Here is a 22,201-nt window from a genome sequence, read left to right on the forward strand (position 1 = left end):
AAAGCTCGTAGTATTCATGGATTTCTGAGTGGGATTTACGCATCGTTATGTGCATATCAACTTAATCATCAAAATAAACCAACAATTCAAATTATGGAATCATTGGCTTAAGCGGGATTCGGGTTATCTTAAGTTATTGATTTATTATTGATCTATCTTCACATATCTTGGATCTGAATTAAATAGATTCTTTAATAGACAAATTTATTTTTTTCAGTGTTATTCACTATCTAAATACGCCAAAATCATCTTTGACAATTCAACTTTAAGCTGTTGTTCTGTGATTAAAAAACTATTATTGCTCACATAGCGCATCATGGTAAATAAGGTACTATTAATGATCACAAAAGAGCGATGTTTCAGCGCCTCAAAGTTCCAATGCGAATAGTAGCGATTAAATAAATACATCCCGACTTCAAAAAAATGCTTTTCCAAAACCTGAGAGGCATCTGATTGACTGTATTGATGCCAATGTTTCAAGATTTCAATGAAGAAGCCGCGATCAGCTTTCAACATATCAAAGCCAAATTGAATACAAAGTGGGATCACCTCATAAATACTGTGCAGCTCTTGCTCCACGACTATATTTTTTAGTGCTAACCCCAATTGTTCTGATTTTCTGAGCAGTAATTCTTCTACGATTTGTTCTTTATTTTCAAAATATTGATAAATTGACCCAACGCTCACGCCAGATTTTTCCGAAATTTTGGGCGTCGTCAGCTCCAGTAAACCTTGTTCTGCAATACACAACTGCGCAGCTTGCAAAATGCTTTCCACGATCATTTTCGCGCGTTGTTGTTGTGGTCTTTTTCTCATTCTATTGCTCTCCAATGCGATAGTGTTATGCGAATTGAATGCGAATAAATATTCATATTAGTGTGGTATGCAACAATAACATTGAAGATCAAAACATGACCACCCACTTCAATACCCGGCTGTCTTCATTTCAGGCCACGCAGCAATCTAATCTGCTGAGTTTTCTGCTGTCTCATTTGACGGGTCAAGCTGCACAGCCGAATTACCCTCAATATCTTGCCCTCAATAAAGCCCTGCAATGTGGTGATCCACAGATGGAAAAAGTGCTCACGTGGATGATGCTGAACCCTAAACAGCATCGTGAATATTTTGAAATCGCTTTATTTAAAGGTGTCGAGCAGCTTCCCTTTCCTATTCCTGAACTCGAGCATTTTTTTAAGCATGTTGAACAAATACCGCCGTGGTTAGAACCAGAAAAAATACAGCAGGCCATTGAATTCACTCATCGCCTGGGGATTAACAATGGCTTTATTTTGCGAGACCTTTCACTCATGGTCGGTTATCTCTTCCCCGGTTTCAATCAACCGCTCATGCTGACCGGTGCTTTAAATAAACAAGCCGGTACACGTCTGGCTGAAACCACTAAATGGTGGGTAGATATCACTGAAGAATGCGGACTCGAACGTTTGCATGCGGGATTTACATCGACGATTTATGTGCGTTTTATTCATGCTTTGGTACGGCATCAACTCCAAAAAGGCAAAGACTGGGATTTTGCAACGTGGGGGGCGCCGATGAATCAATTTGACTTGGCGATGACCAATCTTGCCTTTAGCAGTGTGGTACTTTTGGGCATTCGCGCTTTAGGAATTTTTCCATCAAAACAAGAAACTGAAAGCTTTTTACATTTTTGGCGTTATGTGGGGTGGTTAATGGGTATTGATGAAAAATGGTTAATTGAAAAAGAATCAGATGGTTGGAAACTGCTGTATTGGATGCAATTTGTACACCCTCAATCTGATGCAAGCAGTATGGCTCTCGGCGCCAGTCTCTCTAAAGAACCTTTTGAAAGACAATACAAATACCTCCGACCATTTCAGCAAAAACTGGCTTATCGACAACATCTGGAGCTGACACAATTTTTTATTGGCAAAAAACGCATGCATAAATTAGGGCTCAAACCACAATCCGCCGCATGGTTTGCCTATTATTTATTGGCTAGAAATCTTGTCCTGTATTCAGGCGCTAAGCATGTCCCAAGTTTAAATCAAAAATTACAGCAAAAAGGCCGTGCGATTCAAAAACTCGGTTTAGCACTGTATCAAAGTAAGGCCAAACAACTAGCCAGTATGCACCAATAAAAAAAGCAGAGCGATCGCTCTGCTTTTTGGATGACAAATGTCAGGGCTTAGAATTTCATCGAAATACGTGCCCAATAATTGCGACCGATATTATTAAACTGTTGATCAGTCGCTAAACCTGTCCCTGCATCACCCAGTTTATTTAGATGTTCGGTATAAGTTTTATTCAGGAGATTATCCACACCCACAGATACATCTACACCCTCATTAATATGATAAGTACCATTTAAAGACAGTGTGCCAAATCCTGCACTTTCTTTCAGGTCATAACCCACGATATTGCCTTGGTGCGCACTGATACGATTTTGCCCATCAACCACACGCCAGAATGCTCCCAAAGTATAATTATCTTGGATATAACGTAAGTTGATACGTGCTTCTAACGGTGAGATTTGTGGTAATGGCTTGCCATCTGTGGTGTTTTTACCCCACGCATACATTGCGCTGACATCGGCTTGAATATGATCGCTAAATTGATAGCCAATCCCTGCTTCAGCTCCCGCAATGGTGGCATCCACATTTCGGCTATGTGCTTCCATACCCTTCATCATTCCTGATCCAGACTTATAACTTGTTAAAATATAATCTCTCACTAAACCTGCATAAGCCGATACCCAGGAATTCAAAGCGCCATGTTCATGTTGATAACCCATATCTAACTGAAGCGTTTTTTCTGTATCAATATGATTGAATGTATTGTTATGACCATTTCCTGATCTTGGGCTGAATAATTCCCAATAATCTGGCATGCGCTCTACATAGCCTAGACCGATATAGGTTTTACCATTGTCATGTTCAGGGTGCTTATTTTCAAAACGAATAAAAGCACTTGGCAAAGTTTCATTCAGCTCCGTGTTATAGCCACTCGCTTTCGAAGCGGCACGCTCATCTTTCACTTGCACTTGATCGAGACGAAGTCCCGAAACCAACTTATTGTTGTCACTCAATTGATAACTGACTTCTCCAAAACCGCCATATGACTGAAACTTCATATCGGTTTCACGTGCTTTGTCTTTATAGCTATTGCGCATCCCTTTGCGAATGCTATGTTCATTTTTCTGTGTGTCAATGCCTGTGACAAAGTCAATCTTATCCCATTCATATGTCACAGCCATACGTGCATTTAATGTTCTGCGAGCAACATTCGATGCCATTGGCATATTCATCATGCCACTTGGTTGAAACTCACGTAAGCTGAAGTTATCCATGACATGATCATTAAAACTATAGTTGACCTGTGCTTCGATTTTTTTAATCACCTCTGTGACATTCTTTTTCTCGACACGAAGGCCTAAGCTTTCACGGGCAAATTGCGAACCATCCATTGAACGGCCTGCGTATACCGCCTCACCATCGGCTTTACCTCCGGTAAGTTCTACCCATGTATCTTCGTTTGGCGTCCAACCGAGAGCCAAATCTGTATTCCAACGCTCCCAGTCTGACGGCACAGTATTACCATCTCCGTCTTGGTAACTATCTGCAACAGAACGACTGGCATTTAGACGGACATATTTGTATTCATCCCCTACGGCCGCCTCGATATTATGATCTAAACGACCATAAGAACCGATCATCACACTGGCTTGACCACGGTAGTTTTTATCAGCATCGAACTGTTCAGGTTTGCGTTCAAACAAGACTGTTGCAGCAGAACCTGTATTGGCATATTGAACCGTTTGAGGTCCTTTAATCACTGAAATTCGGTCATAACTTTCAGGGGAAATATAAGACGTTGGTGCATCCATACGACTCGGACACGCCCCGAGATTTTCTGTGCCATCGGTCAAAATTTTAATGCGTGAACCAAACATGCCACGGAAGGTTGGATCTGCATTGGTTCCCCCATTTTTAATAGCACTAAAACCTACAATACTTTTTAAATAATCGGCCCCATCACTGGCAGGTATCGGTTGAATCGGCTGTTTGGGATTGGCACGAACAATCAGGCCATTGGCATCATTCCCCTGATGTGATGTCACCACAATCGGTGCCAAAGTCTGTACGGCATTGGTTTCCGTCATCTCTACGGACATCTCGTCAGCCATCACCGTAGTTGAATAGCAGGCAATACAAATTGCAGCCGCAAGAGGCTGTAGAAAAAATTTAGGCTGAGCCATGTTTATCTCACAAAATACATAAATAAAGGCGTACCTGAGTCCTCAAAGACCCAAGTTTAAAAAACGTCGGATTTATGCAGCGAGTGGCGGGGCTCGACCTTGCGGAAGTAAAAAGAGTTGTTGAAGAACAAACCAGACATGCTTGAAAGCTTTTTGAAAAGCAATTAAACGAACTTGAATTCGATCAAGCACTTCTTTCACATCAAGTTCAGGGGGCAAAACCAAATTGCCATAGACCGTACAATACTGACATTGATGACTGGCATCATGTTCATGGGCAGTATGATCGACTTGAACTTGCTCTACATGAGCGGAAGATGAATGGTGTGAATTTGCGGTATGTTCAGCATGAACATTGGGAAGTAAAAGTGCACGCGTAATGGTTTCGCAGACCGGAGCAACTTGATATTGCTTGGGCAACAATGGCTGTAAAAAAACAGCAATCTGCAAAAAAACGGCTGCAAAGGACAGCAGCACTCCACTACGAAACAATACAGGCAAACCCTAACATTTGTCTGACCCAAGTATAACAAAGCCCAATCGAAATTGGGCTTCTCTCAGGTATTTTTTAACCGCGATCAATTAACGTTTAACTGCGACTTTATCTTTTTGACGTTGGCGAACCAATTTTTCCACTTTGTCACGTGCACGTTGACGTTTCAAAGGCGATAGATAGTCGACGAACAACTTACCATTTAAGTGATCCATTTCATGTTGGATACAAACTGCGAGAAGTCCGTCCGCTTCCACTTCAAATGATTGACCTTCAAGGTTAATTGCCTGAATTTTTACACGTGACGGGCGCTCAACTTTATCGTATATTTGAGGCACTGATAAACAGCCTTCTTCATAGGGCTGCGTCTCTTGCGTCAATGGCGTAATTTTGGGGTTAATAAACACCATGGGTTGATCTTTTTCTTCAGATAAATCCATGACTATCAGCTGAATATGGTGATCTACCTGTGTTGCTGCCAGGCCAATTCCCGGTGCTTCATACATAGTTTCAAACATGTCGGCTGCTAACTGACGAATTTCATCAGTAACTTCTTCGACTGGTTTTGCAATGGTACGAAGACGGGGATCGGGGAAACTTAAAATAGGTAATAAGGCCATACGACGTCCTCACTTATGCCATTGATCAAAAAACAAAATGAAGGAATGCTTCATCAAAAAATTGTGTGTAATATCGTTATTATAACGCAGTTACATACATAATTTTAGGAATTATGATAATGAAAAAGGTTTTGAAGGGCATGCCAACTTTTAGTGCCTTGGGGTTTAAAAAACAATTATTGGCACTTACAGTCTGTGTAAGTGTGGGGATGGGAATGGTCAGTGTTGCAGAAGCTGCCCCTGCTCGTAACGTCAATCCACCGTCATTGAAGGCAGGTGCGCCTCAAGTTTATGTGGTGAAAAAAGGCGATACGTTGTGGGATATTTCCAAGCGTTTCTTAAAAAATCCTGTGCGCTGGCCTGAAATCTGGGCGAGCAATAAACACGTGAAAAATCCGCATTGGATTTTCCCAGGTGACCGCCTATTAATGTGTACCTACAATGGCCGCCCAATCATCGGTAAAGATGAAGGTGATGGCTGTGAAGGTATCATTCGTCGCTATACAGGTGGCACTAAACTTCAACCACAAGTTCGTGTTGAATCCCTAAATAGTGCGATTCCGGTTATTCCATTGGAATATATTAAGCAATGGCTTGAGCGCAGCATGATTGTTGCAGCTGATTCTGTGGAAGGCACACCTTACATTTTAGGTACAGCTGATCAACGTGTATTAGCTGCCAAAGGCCAAACAGTTTATGCACGCGGCCAAGGCATGCAAGTCGGTCAACGATATGCTGTTTACCGTGAAGGCGAACCGTACATCTTTACCGATGCAAACGGCAAAAAATACAACGCAGGTTTAGAACTGACTCAAGTCGCTTCAGGTGTTGCCGTTCGTGGTGAAAATGACATTACCACTTTAGAACTGACCGATACTTATAATGCCGAAGTTCGTCGTGGCGATCGTGTTCTTCCTGAATATGACCCAATGCTGCCAACGCTGTTCTATCCAACCAATGCAGAAAATGTCACTGCTGGCGGTAGTATTGTTCGTGTCATGGGCTCGATTGGTACTGCAGCGGTTCACAGTGTGGTGACGATCGACCGTGGTAGCTTGCAAGGCGTTCAATCTGGTCAAGTCTTTAGCGTGAACCAAAAAGGTGAAATCGTGACTGATCCGAAAACCAAAGAACGTGTTCAACTTCCAGGACAACGTATTGGCAACATCATGGTATTCAAAACATTTGATAACTTAAGCTATGCTTATGTACTTGAAAGCGAATTACCAATCAAAGTGGGTGCAACGATTCAGCCACCACTGATGGATGACTAAGACCAAATCCATAAAAATGAGGCTGTATTTCAGCCTCATTTTTTATTATCCAACAACGATATCACTGATCATTTTAAACCATAAAAAGAAGACATTTTCAAAGGTCTCATTATGCTCAACTCATTAACTGACTTGCATTTAGATTACATTCGCCTGTGGTTTGTGGTGCAACACTCACTTCGTAGTTTCTATAAAATTCAGCAGCACTATCCTGTCCTACACCACGCCCTTAAGCCTGATCAAATCACCACTTGGCAAAAATTAGGACTGCATAAAAATCATTTACAGCGCTTTGAAGAATTTCATAGTCCAAGTGGACAGCTTAGCTTTGAAAAATGTCTCAAGGATATTCAACAATACAGTGACTTTGTACTGATTCCTGAAGACCTGAACTATCCTCAACAGCTTTTACCTTATAGCGACAAGCCGCCCATTCTATTTGGGCAAGGTAATGCCCAAGCCTTGATGCAACCCCAAATTGCGATTGTTGGTAGCCGCAAACCTAGTCCCCAAGGTCGGCAAATTGCTTATGATTTTGCTTATTATCTAAGTGAGCAAGGGTTCTACATCAATAGCGGTTTAGCACAAGGAATTGATGAAGCGGCACATCGCGCTGCCATACAACACCACAGAACCATTGCCGTGATGGGCACAGGTTTAGATCAAACTTATCCGACCGCACATCAGCGTTTAAGACAAGAGATCATCCAACATGGTGGGACCGTAATCAGTGAGTTTCTTCCACACACTCCACCCCTGCAACACCATTTTCCACATCGAAATCGTATCGTCAGTGGGCTCAGCCTTGGTGTCATCGTGGCGGAAGCGGCATTAAAAAGTGGTTCACTGATCACAGCTCAACGCGCTGCCGAACAAGGCAAATCTATTTTTGCCATCCCAGGCCATATTTATAGTGAGTCGCATCAAGGTTGCCATCAACTCATACGCGAAGGTGCAATTTTGATTGATCATCCACAACAGGTCATTGAAGACTTAGCATTGGCAACACAGTGGCAATCACAAGCTGCCGAAACCTTAACAACCACCGAAATAGCGACACCCGAAACAGCAACACCGGACACTCCACCACCCGACCCCATCCCAGAACATTTAATTGCGCTGTATCGGCAACTCGATTGGGTCGGCCAAAGCCTTGATCAATTGTCCATTCAACTCAAAATTGATACCGCGACATTGACCAGTCAACTGATGGAATTAGAGTTAATGGGCTATGCCACACAACAAGCCGGACACTACTTACGTTGTAGAATGGGTAAATTAGGTTCACAATAGTCCTTTGTCGAATCAGATAAGGTCTATAGAAATGATTACCACCTCTGTTGCAGAAGCAGCTTCCTGTCTTAAAAAAGGTCAGGTTCTCGCATATCCTACAGAGGCTGTTTGGGGATTGGGCTGTGATCCCTACAATGAGCAAGCCTTTCTCGAAATTTTGCGCTTAAAACAACGTCCCATTGAAAAAGGCGTGATTTTATTGGCTGCCAATGTCGCTCAAGTTGAACACCTGCTCCAAGGCTTAACAGAAGATATGCGTCAGCAAGTCATTGCGACGTGGACCAACCGTAAACCCAATGAACGTGCAACCACATGGTTATTACCAGCTGGCGACCATATTCCAACATGGATTAAAGGCAATCATCCAAAAGTCGCAGTCCGTGTGACCACCCACTCTTTATGTGTGGCTTTATGCCAAGCTTTTAATGGTTTTATTGTGTCTACCAGTGCCAATCCTGCAGGATTAACCCCTGCACGGTCCTTACAAGAAGCCAATCAGTATTTTGCCAATGAACTCAATTACTTAAATGGTGATCTCGGCCTAAGCCAAGAACCAAGCAAAATTATTGATGCTGAAACAGGTGAAATCATCCGCGCATAAGCTCGGATGCCTGTCTATACCTGCCTTTTAGAAAATACAAACAAAAAAAAGCTCAGCCATATAGGGATGGCTGAGCATAAAAAAGGATGTGTATAAAATCACATCCAGAGGGTCTTGCAATCTCTGGGTAAATATCAAGTAATTATTAAGAATTACTTCCTCATTTACGATGAAAGTATTATGTAATATTTTTTTAAATTTAACAAATAGATTTTTTATATAAATAAAACTACTGATAAGCACTTTATTTGTGATTTTATAACCACTTAGTCAAAATATGTATCTATTTTTGATTGATTTTTAAGACGAGCATTTGTTTTTTTAATTCAGTTTTACACTCAAAAATCCATTTTCAAAAGATTTGCCCTATAAAAAAAATAAGCTTGTTTGCTTATTTTTTAATCAACACTTCTCGTAAATTTTCAACTTTTTACTGGATTTACTTACGCTGCGCCAAGATCACCCCAGTAATCGCCATCACTGTGCCGACACTATGATAAAACATCCACTGCTCAGCCAACCAGAAATAGGCAACGATCGCGGTAAATACCGGCATCAAATTCATAAAAATACTGGTGCGATTCGGGCCGAGATGTTGTACAGCCAACATCCATACCAACGGTGCAATCAGTGATGGAAAAATTGCCGCATAAAATACACTTGGCGCATTGGCAGGATTAATCGCGTCTATGCCTAAATACAATACGAATGGCAAGTGATATAAAACGGCAAAGAAAATTTGTACATATAAGCTCAACAGTAGCGGAAGTTTCAATTGCCATTTTTTTAAAAACACCCCATAAAAGGCATAAAAGAACACTGCGAAGATCATGAGGATATCGCCGAAATGTCCGCCCATATTCAGTAATTGACTGAAATCTCCTTGCGCAATGACAAACAATAGCCCCGTAAATGAAATCGCACAGCCCAAGATGGCATAGCGATTAGGCACATCTTTCAGTATGAAAAATGCAACGGCAATCGTAAAAACAGGGATAAAGGCATTGATGATGCCCATATTGGTCGCCGTCGTATAATGCGCAGCGGTATAGCCCAAGCCTTGATATAACACCATGCCAAAAGCACTCAGCACAGCCAATTGCTGCCAATGCTGCCCGATAAGCTGTCTTTGCTGCCAAACGGTTTTGAGCATAAAGGGGGTTAGGATCAAAAATGCAATAAACCATCGATAAAAACTGATACTGACTGGTGAAATATAATCAGTTACATAGCGGGTGACGGTAATATTTAACGACCATATAAATACTGCGATCAGAGGCAAACAAATTGCAAATTTCGCCCAACGCGCTTGAAGCAACATGTCTGACTCCTCAATATATCGTGCAAAGATTGGTCTAGGTATTTTGAGTGATGTCTGTTTTAATTGAAATACATGATTTCAGACATTTATATTGTAGTTCAGACATCGACACCTAGGCATATATGACATCAGCACCGATTGAACAACAAATCGAGCTTTTTGAAGCGCACTACACCACATTAGATACGGTCTATCCGCACAGTTGTCTTTGGGGTGATTTTAATTTTTGTCTCGATGGTATTTTCGAATATGAGATACAAGGGCAACACCATCTCTCACCTGCCAGTTATGGGGTGTGGATTCCCCCACATACAGAACATTGCTCAGTCGCGATTGATGAGCAACCTATTCATTATGTGGCAATCCGACTGGCACCTGATCTCTGCATAAATTTCCCCAAGCAGACGGAAGTATTTAGCATCCAGCCTTTCTTTCGTTTGTTGGTGCAAGAAATTTTGGCCTTTCCTACAGAGCAACATACCACACCACCCTATCGATACCTACTACAGGTCTTATTCGACCAGTTAAAAACTGCACCCAAACATCAACATTATTTACCGCAAAGCCATGATGCGGTGTTAAAGCCGATCTTGGCGCAGCTTGCAGATGTAGATCATTTTAGTTTGAGCCTACAACGATGCTTATCCAATGTCGGTTTGAGTGGGCGTCAGTTACTGCGGCTGAGTCAGAACGAACTGCAAATGAGTCTTTCTGAATGGCGAAACCGTGCAAAAATTATTTATGCCATTCAACAACTCCGTGCTGGTCAGTCTATTAAAGCTCTCAGCTATGAATTGGGCTATCAACACAGCTCAAGCTTTATTGAGTTTTTTAAACGCTATACAGGAAAAACCCCAAACCAACACCGTGCCACTAGTTAAATGCCAAGCACTCAAGCAAGCCTCAGCTCGAATTCTGCAAACTACTACAAAAATTATGCGAAAATCCTATCGATAAAAGCTTGCTGTTCACCAGATTTCCCTTTAAAACAAGGATGAAAGGCACAACTTCAATTAGGAACGAATATGTCAGCTTCAGTTTACGATATCCCGGTAAAAACCATCCAAGGTGATGACACCACACTCAATCAATACCAAGGCAAGGTTTTATTATTGGTCAATGTGGCCTCTAAATGTGGGCTAACACCGCAATATGAAGGCCTAGAAAAACTCTATACAGAGAAGAAATCACAAGGTTTTGAAGTCTTAGGTTTTCCTGCCAATAACTTTTTAGAACAAGAACCTGGTTCTGAAGCTGAAATTCAAGAATTTTGCTCAATCAACTACAAGGTTGATTTCCCACTTTTTGCAAAAATTTCTGTGGCAGGCGCGGATAAACACCCACTTTATCAAACCTTAACCCAAGCCATCCCTGAACGCATTGGTGAAGGCCCATGGTGGGATGATTTAGTTGAATACGGTTTAACTCCAAATCCTAAGCCTGAAGTTTTATGGAATTTTGAAAAATTCCTCGTGAATAAACAAGGCGACGTTGTGGCTCGATTTGCACCTGACATCAAGGCAGATGATGCTCGTATTGTCGATGCCATTAATGCTGAATTAGCCAAATAATTCGATAATGTCTCAGTCTCTCAGTTAAGGTTATTGTGATTTTAACTGAGATTGATCATTTTAAATTATCATATATTGATAATTTACACATTTTATCCATTATTTTAATATTTCACATACACATTGTTCAAAGCTTCCCTGTAAATACTCATTATGATGAGTCTTATCAATTCACATCCAGCAGTAAACAGGTGAACTTATGAATACATTAATGAAAGCTATCGTTTTATCTATTTCGACAGCACTTGTTGCTGCTCCAGCAATGGCTGCACCGCAAAATAGCCAACAACATGTACCTACGCATAACCAAAATACGAAAGCTCAACAACACACTAAACAAAACACACCGGTAAAAAACCAAAGCCAGAACAAGAAAAAAGCCGTAAATCCTTCACATGATTGGCGTTCTGGACAAAAAGTACCTTCTGAATACCGTGGTCATAGCTACAAAGTAGACCACACCAAATACAAAAAATTATCTAAACCAGGCAAAAACCAACAATGGATTAAAGTGAATGGCGACTACATTTTAATGAATGCCGTCAGCCACGCCATTATCAAAATCATTGCGGGTTAAACCCACCAAAACATCAAAAGAGGGCAAATGCCCTCTTTTTTTTTGTTCAAGCGATTATTTTGTTATTGCTTTGCAACAATCTATTTTTAATCCACATTCTGCCCCTATATTCAAAGCATAGACTTAACACATAGTGATGATTGAATGAAAAAGCTAGTGCAGAATGCCCTTCTCCCTTTTGCCATTTTTAGTGGTGTTTTGGTGCTGATCGGTTGTGACCCTGCAACAGCACCTGAGCAAGACATTCAAACTACCACTGAAGAAGTTGAATTATCCAATACGGCTTCCTCTGAGCATCATGAAGCAACTGAAACAGAATCAGCGGCTCAGCAACAAAATCTAAAAAGCGGCAATATGTTTTACATTGTCCGTGATGTCGCCGACATGCAATTGAAAGCGGGCAGCTATGTTGAGCAATTGAAACAAACCCAAAGCGATATTGAAACGGCAGTCAATAGCCAAGACCCGATTCAACTACAAAAAGCAGCCGATCAGCTGCAACAACAATTGAAAGGTTTTAATCAGGCACTCAGTGGACTGAACCTAAAAAGTACTGAAATCAATGATATTCGCAGCAATTTACAAGCTGCCAATCAGCAAGTTTTGGCTTCACCCTTTTTAAATGGTCAAATGGATTTAACTCAAGTCGATATTCAGAAAATTAAAAATCAAATGGGTAATATCCAACTGGAGATGGTTAAACTTGCCAGCATGATCATTTCAGATCATTCAGCTCAAGAAAAAACATCAGAAAGCTAATTTTCTCTTAGCTCTAAACATGCAAGACAGACCTTTCAATCATACTGAATCGGTCTGTCTTGATTTTGCTCTATGTTATGTTGCCTGTGGGATTTTGCATTAAAGCCGCATATCAATCACGATACGGCCATCAATTTTACCTTTTTCCATACGATCAAAAATATCGTTGATATTTTCGAGCGGTTCAACATGAATATGTGCTCTGACTTTACCGCGCGCAGCGATATCTAGTGCTTCTTTTAAATCCAGACGTGTCCCAACAATTGAACCACGTACCGTAATTCCCTCCAGCACCATATTAAAGATCGACAAGTCAAAAGTTCCGGGTGGCAAACCATTTAAGACCATGGTACCTCCACGACGGACAATGGCAACAGCCTGCTCAAAGGCCTTCGGAGAAACCGCCGTCACCAAGACACCATGACAGCCTTCACCCGTTGCCTGCAACACTGCTTCTTTTACATCGGTTTTTAAGGCATTAATGCCGACATCGGCACCGAGATTTTTGGCCAATTCAAGTTTTGAGTCATCAACATCAATCGCTACGACATTAAAGCCCATTGTTTTGGCATATTGCACTGCCACATGACCTAGACCACCAATACCGGAAATGGCGACCCAATCCCCAGTTTTGGCCTCGGTCATTTTCAATCCTTTATAAACAGTGACACCAGCACATAGAATAGGTGAGATTTCTAATAGATCGACACCTTCAGGAATCACACCGACGTAATCACCATCTGCTAAGCAATATTCTGCAAAGCTGCCGTTGACTGAATAGCCTGAGTTCTGTTGTTGTTTACATAAGCCCAGCCCGCATAGCAATGATCACAATGCCCACACGCTGAATATAACCAAGGAATCCCGACGATATCACCAACTTTTAAATGTTCAATTCCTTCACCAATTTCAACTACTTCACCGACACCTTCATGTCCAGGGATAAAAGGTAAGGTTGGCTGAACAGGCCAATCGCCATGCATGGCATGTAAGTCGGTATGACAGACACCTGTCGCGATAATTTTGACCAAGACTTTGCCCGGCGTGACTTTAGGAATTTCGACTTGTTGTATTTGTAGTGGTTGATTAAATGCAGTCACTACGGCTGCTTTCATTGTTGCCATATTTATTCTCTCCATCTTATAAGTGTTGAGATTATTTTTTAAACAACCTAGCTCTACTATAGAGGAAGAATAAATTGGTCGGCGTGATGAATTTGTAAGCAATTCTCTCGGTTTGCTACTTCTTGTGATTCAGTACCTGATGATCGGTTGATCGACCACACATCACAAAGTGCCATGCTGTAAATTCACAATATTTTTTAATCTAAAACTTCCCACATAGTGTTAAGAACCGATATTCAAATATTTGAAACGCATAGAATTTTTAAGCATAGAAAATCTCCCAACCAGAAAATAAACAACTGCCTCTTTTTCCTATTTTAAGATTGAGCAAACTCATAGGTATTACAGTTTTTATCTTGTCCAAGTGCACGTTGCACATCTTGCTTAAAACGGGCTTGGGCAAAATGAAATTTGGCTGGCAGAAACAGGGTAATTCGAGTTTTGTCAGCTCCCATTCCCTCCACCAACATTTTATGTAGAAAAGCGCCATTTTCTGTACGCGCCATCAGCGTGCCCTGCTCTAAATGTTCTTCCAGTCGATTGTCAGTATACACATAAGCTTCTGCTGAGGTGAACGCCACACAGTGGTTATAGGCTTGTCTTAGGTTGCGAAAAGCGGATAAATAGGGAATTTCAAGTTCTGTACTGATGCCATTATCCACTGATTCCGCTACCAATGCGGCTTCAGTCGCGACATTCGGTGTGGTGACATATTGGCTTTGGCAGGCAAGCAGCGGCGTTGCCAGCAATAAGCAGAAACATAATCGAAGTGTATACATAAAAAGTCCTGACCTATTTTGTTGTTATTGGCAGTGCAAAAATTGTAGCAAAAGCCCGTAGCTGCTTTAATATGTAATATAAGGTCTACAGATTTTTTCATCCACTATGCAACTGATTATTTTCACCGGTGTACAAGCATCGGGTAAATCCACATTTTATATGTTGAATTTATATCACAGTCATTTGCGTATTAATCTTGATATGCTGAAAACCCGACATCGGGAAAATATGATCTTTGAAGCAGGTTTGGCATCCAAAACCAAAATGGTGATTGACAATACCAACCCAAATCGGGAAGCTCGTGCTCGCTATATCCAACGCGCAGTTGATGCAGGGTTTGAAGTCATTGCTTATTATTTTGAAACCGATTTGGACAGCACCTTAAAGCGCAACAGTTTACGTGAAGGCAAAGCTCATATTCCAGAAGTTGGTGTGCATGCGACCTATCGAAAGCTTCAAGTTCCGTCACGGGATGAAGGCTTTGATCAAATTTTTAAAATTAAAATTATCAGTCACGGCGAGTTTTCAATTTTACCCATGCATGAATAACGACCATTAACCTGCTTTTTGGCTATCTTGCCATTTTTTAAAAGCCGATTGCATGGCCTGACGCTCATATGGTTTCACTAAACGACTTTCTAATGAAGCAAAATCACCTTTATAGGCAGCAGCGACCATCGATTTTGCCAGTTCTTGAATACTCATACGCCCACGGTGTTCATATTGTTGAACTTCTTCATGGGTGAGTTCAACATCCCAACATGACACGACAGAACTTAGATCAACCGCAATGCTCAAGTAATATTGATCAAAGTCTTGATAGAGTTCCCAGAAGTGGGGTTCGAAGGCAATAAGGTTCATAAGAATTTATTAGGCAGATGATTTATTGCAGATTAAGACAAAAGCTGCATGAAATATATGCAACTTTAGATCACGTCATTTACTTTAAATTTAGTAAAAACAATATTTCTAAAGTCGATGTACGAGCAACGTATAAAAAGCTAGAAGTACCAAATTTAGATGAAGGGTTTGATGAAATATTTAAAGTAACAATTGTAGGGAATGGGGAGTTCTTAGTTAGTTTAGATTAAGAACTCTCCTTAAAATTATTTTTTGTATTTAGCCATTATTTCCATCATTCGTTGCATACCTTCCAACTGTAGCTTTAATAATTCCTCTACACCCGATATAGACTCTACCATTGATGGTATTGGACGCTCTCCAAATTGAGCATCCTTATCAAACCAAAATTTCAACTGCCTATTTTTTAAACCACTTTTTATCGAATCTAATGTTTCTAACCATTTAGTTGACCCACTTTTTTGAGCTTCAGCTAAAGCTGTTCCAAATGTGAACTCTCTAGATTTTGATAAGTGAAATCTTTTTTTAAGACGGAGATCCATGTGTAAAGTATGCATTTCCAAACTAAATTTATAATCATCTAAATCAAGTAGATTGAAAATTTCTTTATAACTATCTGTAACTATCATCCAATCACTTTCAGGACATATATCATCTGCCAAACGATCTAAATCACAAGGGAAAAGCTTCCTAATAGTAGTTGGTTGCATCTCTACTCCCAAAGATAAATAGATTTTATGCACTAACTCAGAACAGAATGAACTTTCACTTTCTACAAACTTAACATCTTTAGATTTATATACTTCAGTACTGTAACTCTGAGCATAAAATTGAAGTGTATGTTTTAATACTAAATCCGAATCCATTTCGGCAAGTTTATTATTTCTAATGACTCTCCAATTAGCTTTGCAATTTTCCAACTCTATGAATAGGGGTGAAAGATGCACTCCTTTACCACCAGTTGCATGTATAACCACTCCATCTCCTATATGAATCATTACATGACTACTGCATGCCTTCATATAAAATAGTTTTTGTGCAGCAATTAATTTTGGCGATATCTTATTACACCCCTCTACTAAAATTACGTCTCCGATTTTTAAATTAGATAGAGCATTTTTATAAATTTCACCATTCTCATTATTAATATTCATTTAATTCGTACCAATCATTTTACATTTCAATAATATACTTGCCATAAAAAAACCACCCTTTCGGGTGGTTTCTTCAATCTCAAACTGCGTCTTATTGAGCGCGGTTTTTGATTTTGCGGATGGTTTCCAACTGAGCAGCAGTTTCTGCAAGAGCAGCCAAAGCAGCAGCTGAGTCCAAGTCGCTCTTTTGATTTGCTAACAATTGTTCAGCTTGTTTACGAGCTTCAATAATTGCTGCTTCATCAAGGTTGTCAGCACGTACTGCAGTATCTGCAAGTACAGTAACAACGTGCGGTTGAACTTCTAGTACACCACCTGATACATAGATTAATTCTTCTGTACCATTTTCAAGCAGAACGCGGATTGCGCCCGGCTTGAGCAAAGTTACTAGTGGTGCATGGCCAGGCATAATACCCAACTCACCACCAGCACCTTTAGCAATTAGCATAGTTACAGTGCCAGAGTACAAAGACTCTTTAACACTTACAACGTCACATTGCATAGTTGACATGAGAATCTCCTAAATTAGGTAACTAATTAAAGTTTCTCAGCTTTAGCAATAACTTCGTCAATACCACCAACCATGTAGAACGCTTGTTCTGGAATGTGGTCGTATTCACCAGCTAGAAGACCTTTAAAGCCACGAATTGTTTCTTTAAGCGGTACAAGTTTACCAGGAGCACCAGTAAACACTTCAGCTACGTGGAACGGTTGAGAGAAGAAACGTTGGATCTTACGTGCACGGTATACAGTAAGTTTGTCTTCTTCTGCCAATTCGTCCATACCAAGAATTGCGATAATGTCTTTCAATTCTTTGTAACGTTGAAGAACGTTTTGAACTGAACGAGCGATTTCGTAATGCTCAGTACCCACTACAAGTGGATCTAACTGACGTGAAGTAGAGTCAAGTGGATCGATCGCTGGGTAAATACCAGAAGATGCGATGTCACGGCTCAATACAACAGTCGCGTCCAAGTGAGCGAAGGTAGTAGCAGGCGATGGATCTGTTAAGTCATCGGCAGGTACGTATACCGCTTGAATTGACGTAATAGAACCAGACTTAGTAGACGTAATACGTTCTTGAAGAACACCCATCTCTTCTGCAAGAGTCGGTTGGTAACCTACTGCAGATGGCATACGACCTAGAAGTGCTGATACTTCAGTACCCGCTAGTGTATAACGATAGATATTGTCGACGAACAATAGAACGTCACGGCCTTTACCGTTTTCGTCTTTTTCATCACGGAAGTACTCAGCCATAGTCAAACCAGTCAACGCTACGCGTAAACGGTTACCTGGTGGCTCATTCATCTGACCGTAGACCATTGCTACTTTGTCTAGAACGTTAGAGTCTTTCATTTCGTGATAGAAGTCGTTACCTTCACGAGTACGTTCACCAACACCAGCAAACACAGATAAACCTGAGTGAGCTTTCGCGATGTTGTTGATCAACTCCATCATGTTTACAGTTTTACCAACACCGGCACCACCGAACAGACCAACTTTACCACCTTTAGCGAACGGGCAAAGTAAGTCAATGACTTTAATACCAGTTTCTAAAAGGTCAGTAGAAGCCGCTTGTTCTGCATAAGAAGGCGCTTGACGGTGAATTGGTAAACGAGCTTCAGTACCAACAGGACCAGCTTCGTCGATCGGGCGACCAAGAACGTCCATGATACGACCTAAACATGCAGTACCTACAGGTACAGAGATAGGCGCGCCAGTGTTAGTTACAGTAAGACCACGCTTAAGGCCTTCAGTAGAACCCATTGCAATAGTACGAACTACGCCATCACCAAGTTGCTGCTGAACTTCTAATGTAGTTTCAGTACCATCAACATGGAGAGCGTCATAGATCTTAGGAACGCTGTTACGTTCAAACTCGACGTCGATAACCGCGCCGATGATCTGAATGATACGACCGCTACTCATTGCTGTCTCCTCAATTCAAACTAATAATGTTAAACGGCAGCGGCACCACCAACGATCTCAGAGATTTCCTGAGTAATCGCGGCTTGACGCAGCTTGTTATAAATAAGTTGTAGGCTCTTGATCAATTCACCCGCGTTATCCGTTGCAGCTTTCATTGCAACCATACGAGCAGACTGTTCACATGCGATGTTTTCAATCACACCTTGATAAACCATAGACTCAATGTAACGAACCAATAAACCATTTAAAAGCTCTTCAGCTTCTGGTTCATAGATATAGTCCCAACCGTATTGACGGTTTAGACCTTCGCTTTCCTCAGCAGCTGCTAAAGGAACAAGCTGTTCGATTTTTTGGTTTTGAGTCATGGCGTTGACAAAGCCGTTTGACACTAGATAAATACGATCTAACTCGCCTTTATCAAACGCGTCTAACATCACCTGTACAGAACCAGTTAACTGTTCAAGACTCGGAGCATCACCTACGTTTGTAGTTACACCAAGAACTTTACCGCCGTAGTTTTTAAAAAACGAAACCGCTTTTTGACCAATTAAAGCAAATTGAACTTCAATTGACTGCTCTTGTTGCTGTTGTACGTGTTTTACCACTTTTTTGAACAAGTTAATGTTCAAACCACCAGCAAGGCCACGATCTGAAGAAACAATGATATAGCCAACGCGCTTTACAGGACGTTCAACCATATAACGGTGTTTATATTCAGGGTTCGCTTGTACCAAATGAGCAATTACACGGTGCATATTTTCGGCATACGGACGGCCTTGAGCCATGCGCTCTTGCGCACGACGCATCTTAGAAGCTGCTACCATCTGCATCGCGCGAGTAATTTTCTGCGTGCTTTTGATACTAGCTACTTTGGCGCGAATTTCTTTTAAATTTGCCATACGCTTAACCTAGTATTCGAAAGCCCTTTCGAGCTTCCGAAGGTTGATCCGTGAACCAAACCAAAACCAGATTCAACACAGTTGAATCTTAGTAAGTTTGAGTCGCTTTAAAGCTTTCAATACCTGCTTTGATTGCTGCTTCGATTTCTTTATCGTAAGCACCAGTCTCGTCAATTTTTTGCATTAACGCAGCATTTTCTGAACGGAAGTAAGAGATCAACGCAGCATCAAATGCAACGATTTTCTTCACTTCTACGTCAGCCATGTAGCCTTCGTTAGATGCATAAATTGAAACAGCTTGGTCAGCAATTGAGTATGGAGCATATTGTTTTTGCTTCATAAGCTCAGTTACACGTTGACCATGTTCAAGCTGTTTACGAGTTGCTTCGTCAAGGTCAGAAGCGAACTGAGCAAACGCAGCTAATTCACGGTATTGCGCAAGAGCGGTACGGATACCACCTGACAATTTTTTGATGATCTTAGTTTGAGCAGAACCACCAACACGTGATACAGAGATACCCGCGTTCACAGCAGGACGAATACCTGCGTTGAATAATGATGTTTCTAAGAAGATCTGACCGTCAGTAATCGAAATTACGTTTGTAGGTACGAATGCAGATACGTCACCGGCTTGAGTTTCAATAATCGGTAATGCAGTTAATGAACCAGTTTGGCCTTTAACTTCACCGTTAGTGAATTTCTCAACGTAGTCAGCAGATACACGTGAAGCACGTTCAAGTAAACGTGAGTGTAGATAGAATACGTCACCAGGATATGCTTCACGACCTGGTGGACGACGTAGAAGCAATGAAATTTGACGGTAAGCAACAGCTTGTTTAGACAAGTCATCATAAATGATAAGCGCGTCTTCACCGCGGTCACGGAAGTACTCACCCATTGTACATCCAGCATATGGAGCAAGATACTGCATCGCTGCAGGATCAGCTGCAGCAGCTGCTACAACAGTTGTGTACGCCATAGCGCCAGTTTCTTCTAGCTTGCGCACAACGTTAGCGATAGTCGATTGTTTTTGACCAATTGCTACGTATACACATTTAATGCCAGAGTTTTTCTGAGCGATGATCGCATCGATCGCCATAGCTGTTTTACCAGTTTGACGGTCACCGATGATCAACTCACGTTGACCACGACCAACAGGGATCATTGTATCTACTGATTTATAACCAGTTTGTACAGGTTGATCCACTGATTGACGCCAAATTACGCCTGGTGCTACTTTTTCAACAGCATCAGTAAGTTTTGCGTCAATAGGGCCTTTACCATCAATTGGGTTACCCAAAGCATCTACTACACGGCCTAAAAGTTCTGGACCAACCGGAACTTCTAATACACGACCTGTGCAACGAGCTTTTTGACCTTCTTGAAGGCTTAAGTAGTTACCTAAGACAACGGCACCCACTGAATCCTGTTCTAGGTTCAGTGCCATACCAAATAAGCCGCCGTCGAATTCGATCATTTCACCGTACATTGCATCAGCAAGGCCGTGAATGCGCACAATACCGTCGGAAACCATAACAATGGTCCCTTCGTTCTTAGCGGTCGCGCTGGTGTCCAGATCGCCGATACGCTGTTTAATGAGCGCACTGATCTCGGATGGATTCAGTTGTTGCATTGCGCTATACCTCAATCTTTTTAAAGTTCAGTCTTCGAGCTGTTAAGCAAGAAGACGAGTCCGCATTTTTTCAAGCTTGTTAAGCGCAGAATCATCTATCACTTGGTCGCCTGCACGAATAACTACACCCGCGATTAACGCTGGGTTAACTTCTACAGAAACATTTACGGCAGCTTCGAATTTTTTCTCTAATGCATGCGCAAGTAATTGTTCTTGTACAGAAGTCAATGGGAATGCAGATTCAATCACTACATCCACAGTATTGTTATTCTGTGATTTGAGCTGTTCGTATTCTTCTGAAATTTCAGGAAGAAGTGCCAGACGGTCATTATCGGCAAGCAATGTCAAAAAGTTTGACACTGCTGCAGTCTGGTCTTCACCTAAAACTTTTGCGAAAACACTTACCTGCTCAGCAGGAGTAAGCTCAGGGCGATTTAGATAAGCTGAAAATGCTTCGTCTTGCACCGCAGCACTGAGCAAGTTCAATGCATTTGACCAAGCGTCAGTTGCATTTTGCTCAGAAGCGTAAGCAAATGCTGCTTTAGCGTATGGGCGTGCCAACGTCAAGAGTTCAGCCATAATCCGCCTCTCTTAAAGTTTAGCAGCCAGCTGAGTCAGCATGGCATTGTGAGCTTCTGCGTCAACTTGCTGGTTCAGAATTTTTTCTGCGCCAGTAACTGCAAGAGCAGCAACTTGTTGACGTAATTCTTCGCGAGCAGCATTGATTTCAGTATCAACAGCTTCTTTCGCTTGTTGACGAATACGCTCACCTTCAGCCGCAGCTTGAGTACGCGCTTCTTCTACCAATTGCGCACCACGACGGTTCGCTTGTTCGATCAATTGAGCCGCTTGTGCTTTAGCCGCGTCTAATTCAGCTTTCACTTGTGCTTGCGCATCCGCAAGGTCAGCTTTTGCTTTTTCAGCAGCGTTTAAGCCATCAGCGATTTTACGCTGACGCTCACTAATCGCATTGATTAGTGGTGGCCATACAAACTTCATGCAGAATGCGACAAAAATCGCAAATGCAATCGCTTGGCCAATCAATGTGAGGTTGATATTCATTGCTATTCCTCAA

General features: G+C 41.5%; 23 protein-coding genes and 2 pseudogenes. 10 read left to right on the forward strand and 15 right to left on the reverse strand.

Annotation, left to right across the window (positions count from 1 at the left end; translation table 11 throughout):
* A pseudogene (locus tag FTV04_RS11935) lies at positions 1-111 on the forward strand (IS982 family transposase); the annotation flags it as partial.
* A 108-nt stretch (positions 112-219) separates the two neighbouring features.
* On the opposite strand, the gene FTV04_RS11940 reads toward FTV04_RS11935, so the two are convergent.
* Positions 220-816: a TetR/AcrR family transcriptional regulator gene (locus FTV04_RS11940; RefSeq protein ID WP_180089656.1), complete on the reverse strand. Its 597-nt coding sequence runs from the start codon at positions 814-816 to the stop codon at positions 220-222.
* A 95-nt stretch (positions 817-911) separates the two neighbouring features.
* Here FTV04_RS11940 and FTV04_RS11945 point away from each other — a divergent pair, with 95 nt between their 5' ends.
* A complete protein-coding gene (locus FTV04_RS11945; RefSeq protein WP_180089658.1) occupies positions 912-2,117 on the forward strand; it encodes an oxygenase MpaB family protein in 1,206 nt (401 codons plus the stop codon).
* 47 nt (positions 2,118-2,164) lie between these two features.
* Here FTV04_RS11945 and FTV04_RS11950 read toward each other — a convergent pair whose 3' ends face one another.
* From FTV04_RS11950 to def, 3 genes are all read right to left on the reverse strand, one after another.
* Positions 2,165-4,234, reverse strand: a complete 2,070-nt coding sequence (locus FTV04_RS11950; RefSeq protein ID WP_180089660.1) for a TonB-dependent copper receptor — start codon at positions 4,232-4,234, stop codon at positions 2,165-2,167.
* Between the two features lie 72 nt (positions 4,235-4,306).
* A complete protein-coding gene (locus tag FTV04_RS11955) occupies positions 4,307-4,735 on the reverse strand; it encodes a DUF2946 family protein (protein WP_180089662.1) in 429 nt (142 codons plus the stop codon).
* An 81-nt stretch (positions 4,736-4,816) separates the two neighbouring features.
* Entirely contained in the window at positions 4,817-5,347 is a 531-nt protein-coding gene (gene def, locus FTV04_RS11960; protein WP_078191459.1) for a peptide deformylase, read from the reverse strand.
* Positions 5,348-5,466: 119 nt separating this feature from the next.
* Here def and FTV04_RS11965 point away from each other — a divergent pair, with 119 nt between their 5' ends.
* The 3 genes from FTV04_RS11965 (at position 5,467) to FTV04_RS11975 (ending at position 8,515) form a co-directional block, all read left to right on the forward strand.
* The gene (locus FTV04_RS11965) at positions 5,467-6,621 is read left to right on the forward strand and encodes a LysM peptidoglycan-binding domain-containing protein (protein ID WP_078191460.1); all 1,155 of its coding nucleotides are present in this window, start codon (positions 5,467-5,469) and stop codon (positions 6,619-6,621) included.
* Positions 6,622-6,732: 111 nt separating this feature from the next.
* Positions 6,733-7,914: a DNA-processing protein DprA gene (dprA, locus tag FTV04_RS11970; protein ID WP_180089664.1), complete on the forward strand. Its 1,182-nt coding sequence runs from the start codon at positions 6,733-6,735 to the stop codon at positions 7,912-7,914.
* 31 nt (positions 7,915-7,945) lie between these two features.
* Positions 7,946-8,515, forward strand: coding sequence for an L-threonylcarbamoyladenylate synthase (locus FTV04_RS11975; RefSeq protein ID WP_111885874.1), 570 nt, complete (start codon positions 7,946-7,948; stop codon positions 8,513-8,515).
* A gap of 439 nt (positions 8,516-8,954) precedes the next feature.
* On the opposite strand, the gene FTV04_RS11980 is transcribed toward FTV04_RS11975, so the two are convergent.
* Positions 8,955-9,836 carry a DMT family transporter gene (locus FTV04_RS11980; protein ID WP_180010747.1) on the reverse strand — a complete coding sequence of 294 codons (882 nt, stop codon included), beginning with the start codon at positions 9,834-9,836 and terminating at the stop codon, positions 8,955-8,957.
* Positions 9,837-9,958: 122 nt separating this feature from the next.
* Here FTV04_RS11980 and FTV04_RS11985 point away from each other — a divergent pair, with 122 nt between their 5' ends.
* The 4 genes from FTV04_RS11985 (at position 9,959) to FTV04_RS12000 (ending at position 12,743) form a co-directional block, all read left to right on the forward strand.
* Positions 9,959-10,717, forward strand: coding sequence for a helix-turn-helix transcriptional regulator (locus FTV04_RS11985; RefSeq protein ID WP_180089666.1), 759 nt, complete (start codon positions 9,959-9,961; stop codon positions 10,715-10,717).
* 144 nt (positions 10,718-10,861) lie between these two features.
* Positions 10,862-11,407 (forward strand): glutathione peroxidase, encoded by a 546-nt coding sequence (locus tag FTV04_RS11990; protein WP_180026136.1) that lies wholly within the window; start codon positions 10,862-10,864, stop codon positions 11,405-11,407.
* A 199-nt stretch (positions 11,408-11,606) separates the two neighbouring features.
* Positions 11,607-11,984, forward strand: coding sequence for an RcnB family protein (locus FTV04_RS11995; protein WP_180089668.1), 378 nt, complete (start codon positions 11,607-11,609; stop codon positions 11,982-11,984).
* 144 nt (positions 11,985-12,128) lie between these two features.
* Positions 12,129-12,743 (forward strand): hypothetical protein, encoded by a 615-nt coding sequence (locus FTV04_RS12000; protein ID WP_180022166.1) that lies wholly within the window; start codon positions 12,129-12,131, stop codon positions 12,741-12,743.
* A gap of 99 nt (positions 12,744-12,842) precedes the next feature.
* Here FTV04_RS12000 and adhP read toward each other — a convergent pair.
* A pseudogene (gene adhP, locus FTV04_RS12005) lies at positions 12,843-13,867 on the reverse strand (alcohol dehydrogenase AdhP).
* A 317-nt stretch (positions 13,868-14,184) separates the two neighbouring features.
* Positions 14,185-14,646 carry a hypothetical protein gene (locus FTV04_RS12010; RefSeq protein ID WP_180022168.1) on the reverse strand — a complete coding sequence of 154 codons (462 nt, stop codon included), beginning with the start codon at positions 14,644-14,646 and terminating at the stop codon, positions 14,185-14,187.
* Between the two features lie 106 nt (positions 14,647-14,752).
* Here FTV04_RS12010 and FTV04_RS12015 point away from each other — a divergent pair, with 106 nt between their 5' ends.
* Positions 14,753-15,196, forward strand: a complete 444-nt coding sequence (locus tag FTV04_RS12015) for an ATP-binding protein (protein ID WP_180089670.1) — start codon at positions 14,753-14,755, stop codon at positions 15,194-15,196.
* Positions 15,197-15,202: 6 nt separating this feature from the next.
* Here the strand turns inward: FTV04_RS12015 and FTV04_RS12020 are convergent, their stop codons facing one another.
* The 8 genes from FTV04_RS12020 to FTV04_RS12055 all read right to left on the reverse strand — a co-directional run bounded on the left by FTV04_RS12020 (position 15,203) and on the right by FTV04_RS12055 (position 22,188).
* On the reverse strand, positions 15,203-15,508 hold the full coding sequence (locus tag FTV04_RS12020) for a hypothetical protein (protein WP_180089672.1): 306 nt from the start codon (positions 15,506-15,508) through the stop codon (positions 15,203-15,205).
* A gap of 245 nt (positions 15,509-15,753) precedes the next feature.
* Entirely contained in the window at positions 15,754-16,662 is a 909-nt protein-coding gene (locus tag FTV04_RS12025) for a YiiX/YebB-like N1pC/P60 family cysteine hydrolase (protein ID WP_180089674.1), read from the reverse strand.
* Between the two features lie 91 nt (positions 16,663-16,753).
* Positions 16,754-17,173 (reverse strand): F0F1 ATP synthase subunit epsilon, encoded by a 420-nt coding sequence (locus FTV04_RS12030; RefSeq protein WP_078191472.1) that lies wholly within the window; start codon positions 17,171-17,173, stop codon positions 16,754-16,756.
* A gap of 26 nt (positions 17,174-17,199) precedes the next feature.
* On the reverse strand, positions 17,200-18,594 hold the full coding sequence (gene atpD / locus FTV04_RS12035; RefSeq protein ID WP_078191473.1) for a F0F1 ATP synthase subunit beta: 1,395 nt from the start codon (positions 18,592-18,594) through the stop codon (positions 17,200-17,202).
* A gap of 29 nt (positions 18,595-18,623) precedes the next feature.
* Entirely contained in the window at positions 18,624-19,493 is an 870-nt protein-coding gene (gene atpG, locus FTV04_RS12040; protein WP_180089677.1) for a F0F1 ATP synthase subunit gamma, read from the reverse strand.
* A gap of 88 nt (positions 19,494-19,581) precedes the next feature.
* A complete protein-coding gene (atpA, locus tag FTV04_RS12045; RefSeq protein ID WP_078191475.1) occupies positions 19,582-21,126 on the reverse strand; it encodes a F0F1 ATP synthase subunit alpha in 1,545 nt (514 codons plus the stop codon).
* Between the two features lie 42 nt (positions 21,127-21,168).
* Positions 21,169-21,705 carry a F0F1 ATP synthase subunit delta gene (locus FTV04_RS12050; protein ID WP_078191476.1) on the reverse strand — a complete coding sequence of 179 codons (537 nt, stop codon included), beginning with the start codon at positions 21,703-21,705 and terminating at the stop codon, positions 21,169-21,171.
* A gap of 12 nt (positions 21,706-21,717) precedes the next feature.
* Positions 21,718-22,188: a F0F1 ATP synthase subunit B gene (locus tag FTV04_RS12055; RefSeq protein WP_078191477.1), complete on the reverse strand. Its 471-nt coding sequence runs from the start codon at positions 22,186-22,188 to the stop codon at positions 21,718-21,720.
* Positions 22,189-22,201 lie beyond the last annotated feature (13 nt).

This window comes from Acinetobacter sp. YH12219 (genome assembly GCF_013417875.1).
GTDB classification, from domain to species: Bacteria; Pseudomonadota; Gammaproteobacteria; order Pseudomonadales; family Moraxellaceae; genus Acinetobacter; species Acinetobacter amyesii.

Coding starts and splice junctions, on each gene's coding strand:
- FTV04_RS11940 (WP_180089656.1), bottom strand. CDS start 816: ATGAGAAAAAGACCACAACAACAACGCGCGAAAATGATCGTGGAAAGC.
- FTV04_RS11945 (WP_180089658.1), top strand. CDS start 912: ATGACCACCCACTTCAATACCCGGCTGTCTTCATTTCAGGCCACGCAG.
- FTV04_RS11950 (WP_180089660.1), bottom strand. CDS start 4,234: ATGGCTCAGCCTAAATTTTTTCTACAGCCTCTTGCGGCTGCAATTTGT.
- def (WP_078191459.1), bottom strand. CDS start 5,347: ATGGCCTTATTACCTATTTTAAGTTTCCCCGATCCCCGTCTTCGTACC.
- FTV04_RS11965 (WP_078191460.1), top strand. CDS start 5,467: ATGAAAAAGGTTTTGAAGGGCATGCCAACTTTTAGTGCCTTGGGGTTT.
- dprA (WP_180089664.1), top strand. CDS start 6,733: ATGCTCAACTCATTAACTGACTTGCATTTAGATTACATTCGCCTGTGG.
- FTV04_RS11975 (WP_111885874.1), top strand. CDS start 7,946: ATGATTACCACCTCTGTTGCAGAAGCAGCTTCCTGTCTTAAAAAAGGT.
- FTV04_RS11980 (WP_180010747.1), bottom strand. CDS start 9,836: ATGTTGCTTCAAGCGCGTTGGGCGAAATTTGCAATTTGTTTGCCTCTG.
- FTV04_RS11985 (WP_180089666.1), top strand. CDS start 9,959: ATGACATCAGCACCGATTGAACAACAAATCGAGCTTTTTGAAGCGCAC.
- FTV04_RS11990 (WP_180026136.1), top strand. CDS start 10,862: ATGTCAGCTTCAGTTTACGATATCCCGGTAAAAACCATCCAAGGTGAT.
- FTV04_RS11995 (WP_180089668.1), top strand. CDS start 11,607: ATGAATACATTAATGAAAGCTATCGTTTTATCTATTTCGACAGCACTT.
- FTV04_RS12000 (WP_180022166.1), top strand. CDS start 12,129: ATGAAAAAGCTAGTGCAGAATGCCCTTCTCCCTTTTGCCATTTTTAGT.
- FTV04_RS12010 (WP_180022168.1), bottom strand. CDS start 14,646: ATGTATACACTTCGATTATGTTTCTGCTTATTGCTGGCAACGCCGCTG.
- FTV04_RS12015 (WP_180089670.1), top strand. CDS start 14,753: ATGCAACTGATTATTTTCACCGGTGTACAAGCATCGGGTAAATCCACA.
- FTV04_RS12020 (WP_180089672.1), bottom strand. CDS start 15,508: ATGAACCTTATTGCCTTCGAACCCCACTTCTGGGAACTCTATCAAGAC.
- FTV04_RS12025 (WP_180089674.1), bottom strand. CDS start 16,662: ATGAATATTAATAATGAGAATGGTGAAATTTATAAAAATGCTCTATCT.
- FTV04_RS12030 (WP_078191472.1), bottom strand. CDS start 17,173: ATGTCAACTATGCAATGTGACGTTGTAAGTGTTAAAGAGTCTTTGTAC.
- atpD (WP_078191473.1), bottom strand. CDS start 18,594: ATGAGTAGCGGTCGTATCATTCAGATCATCGGCGCGGTTATCGACGTC.
- atpG (WP_180089677.1), bottom strand. CDS start 19,493: ATGGCAAATTTAAAAGAAATTCGCGCCAAAGTAGCTAGTATCAAAAGC.
- atpA (WP_078191475.1), bottom strand. CDS start 21,126: ATGCAACAACTGAATCCATCCGAGATCAGTGCGCTCATTAAACAGCGT.
- FTV04_RS12050 (WP_078191476.1), bottom strand. CDS start 21,705: ATGGCTGAACTCTTGACGTTGGCACGCCCATACGCTAAAGCAGCATTT.
- FTV04_RS12055 (WP_078191477.1), bottom strand. CDS start 22,188: ATGAATATCAACCTCACATTGATTGGCCAAGCGATTGCATTTGCGATT.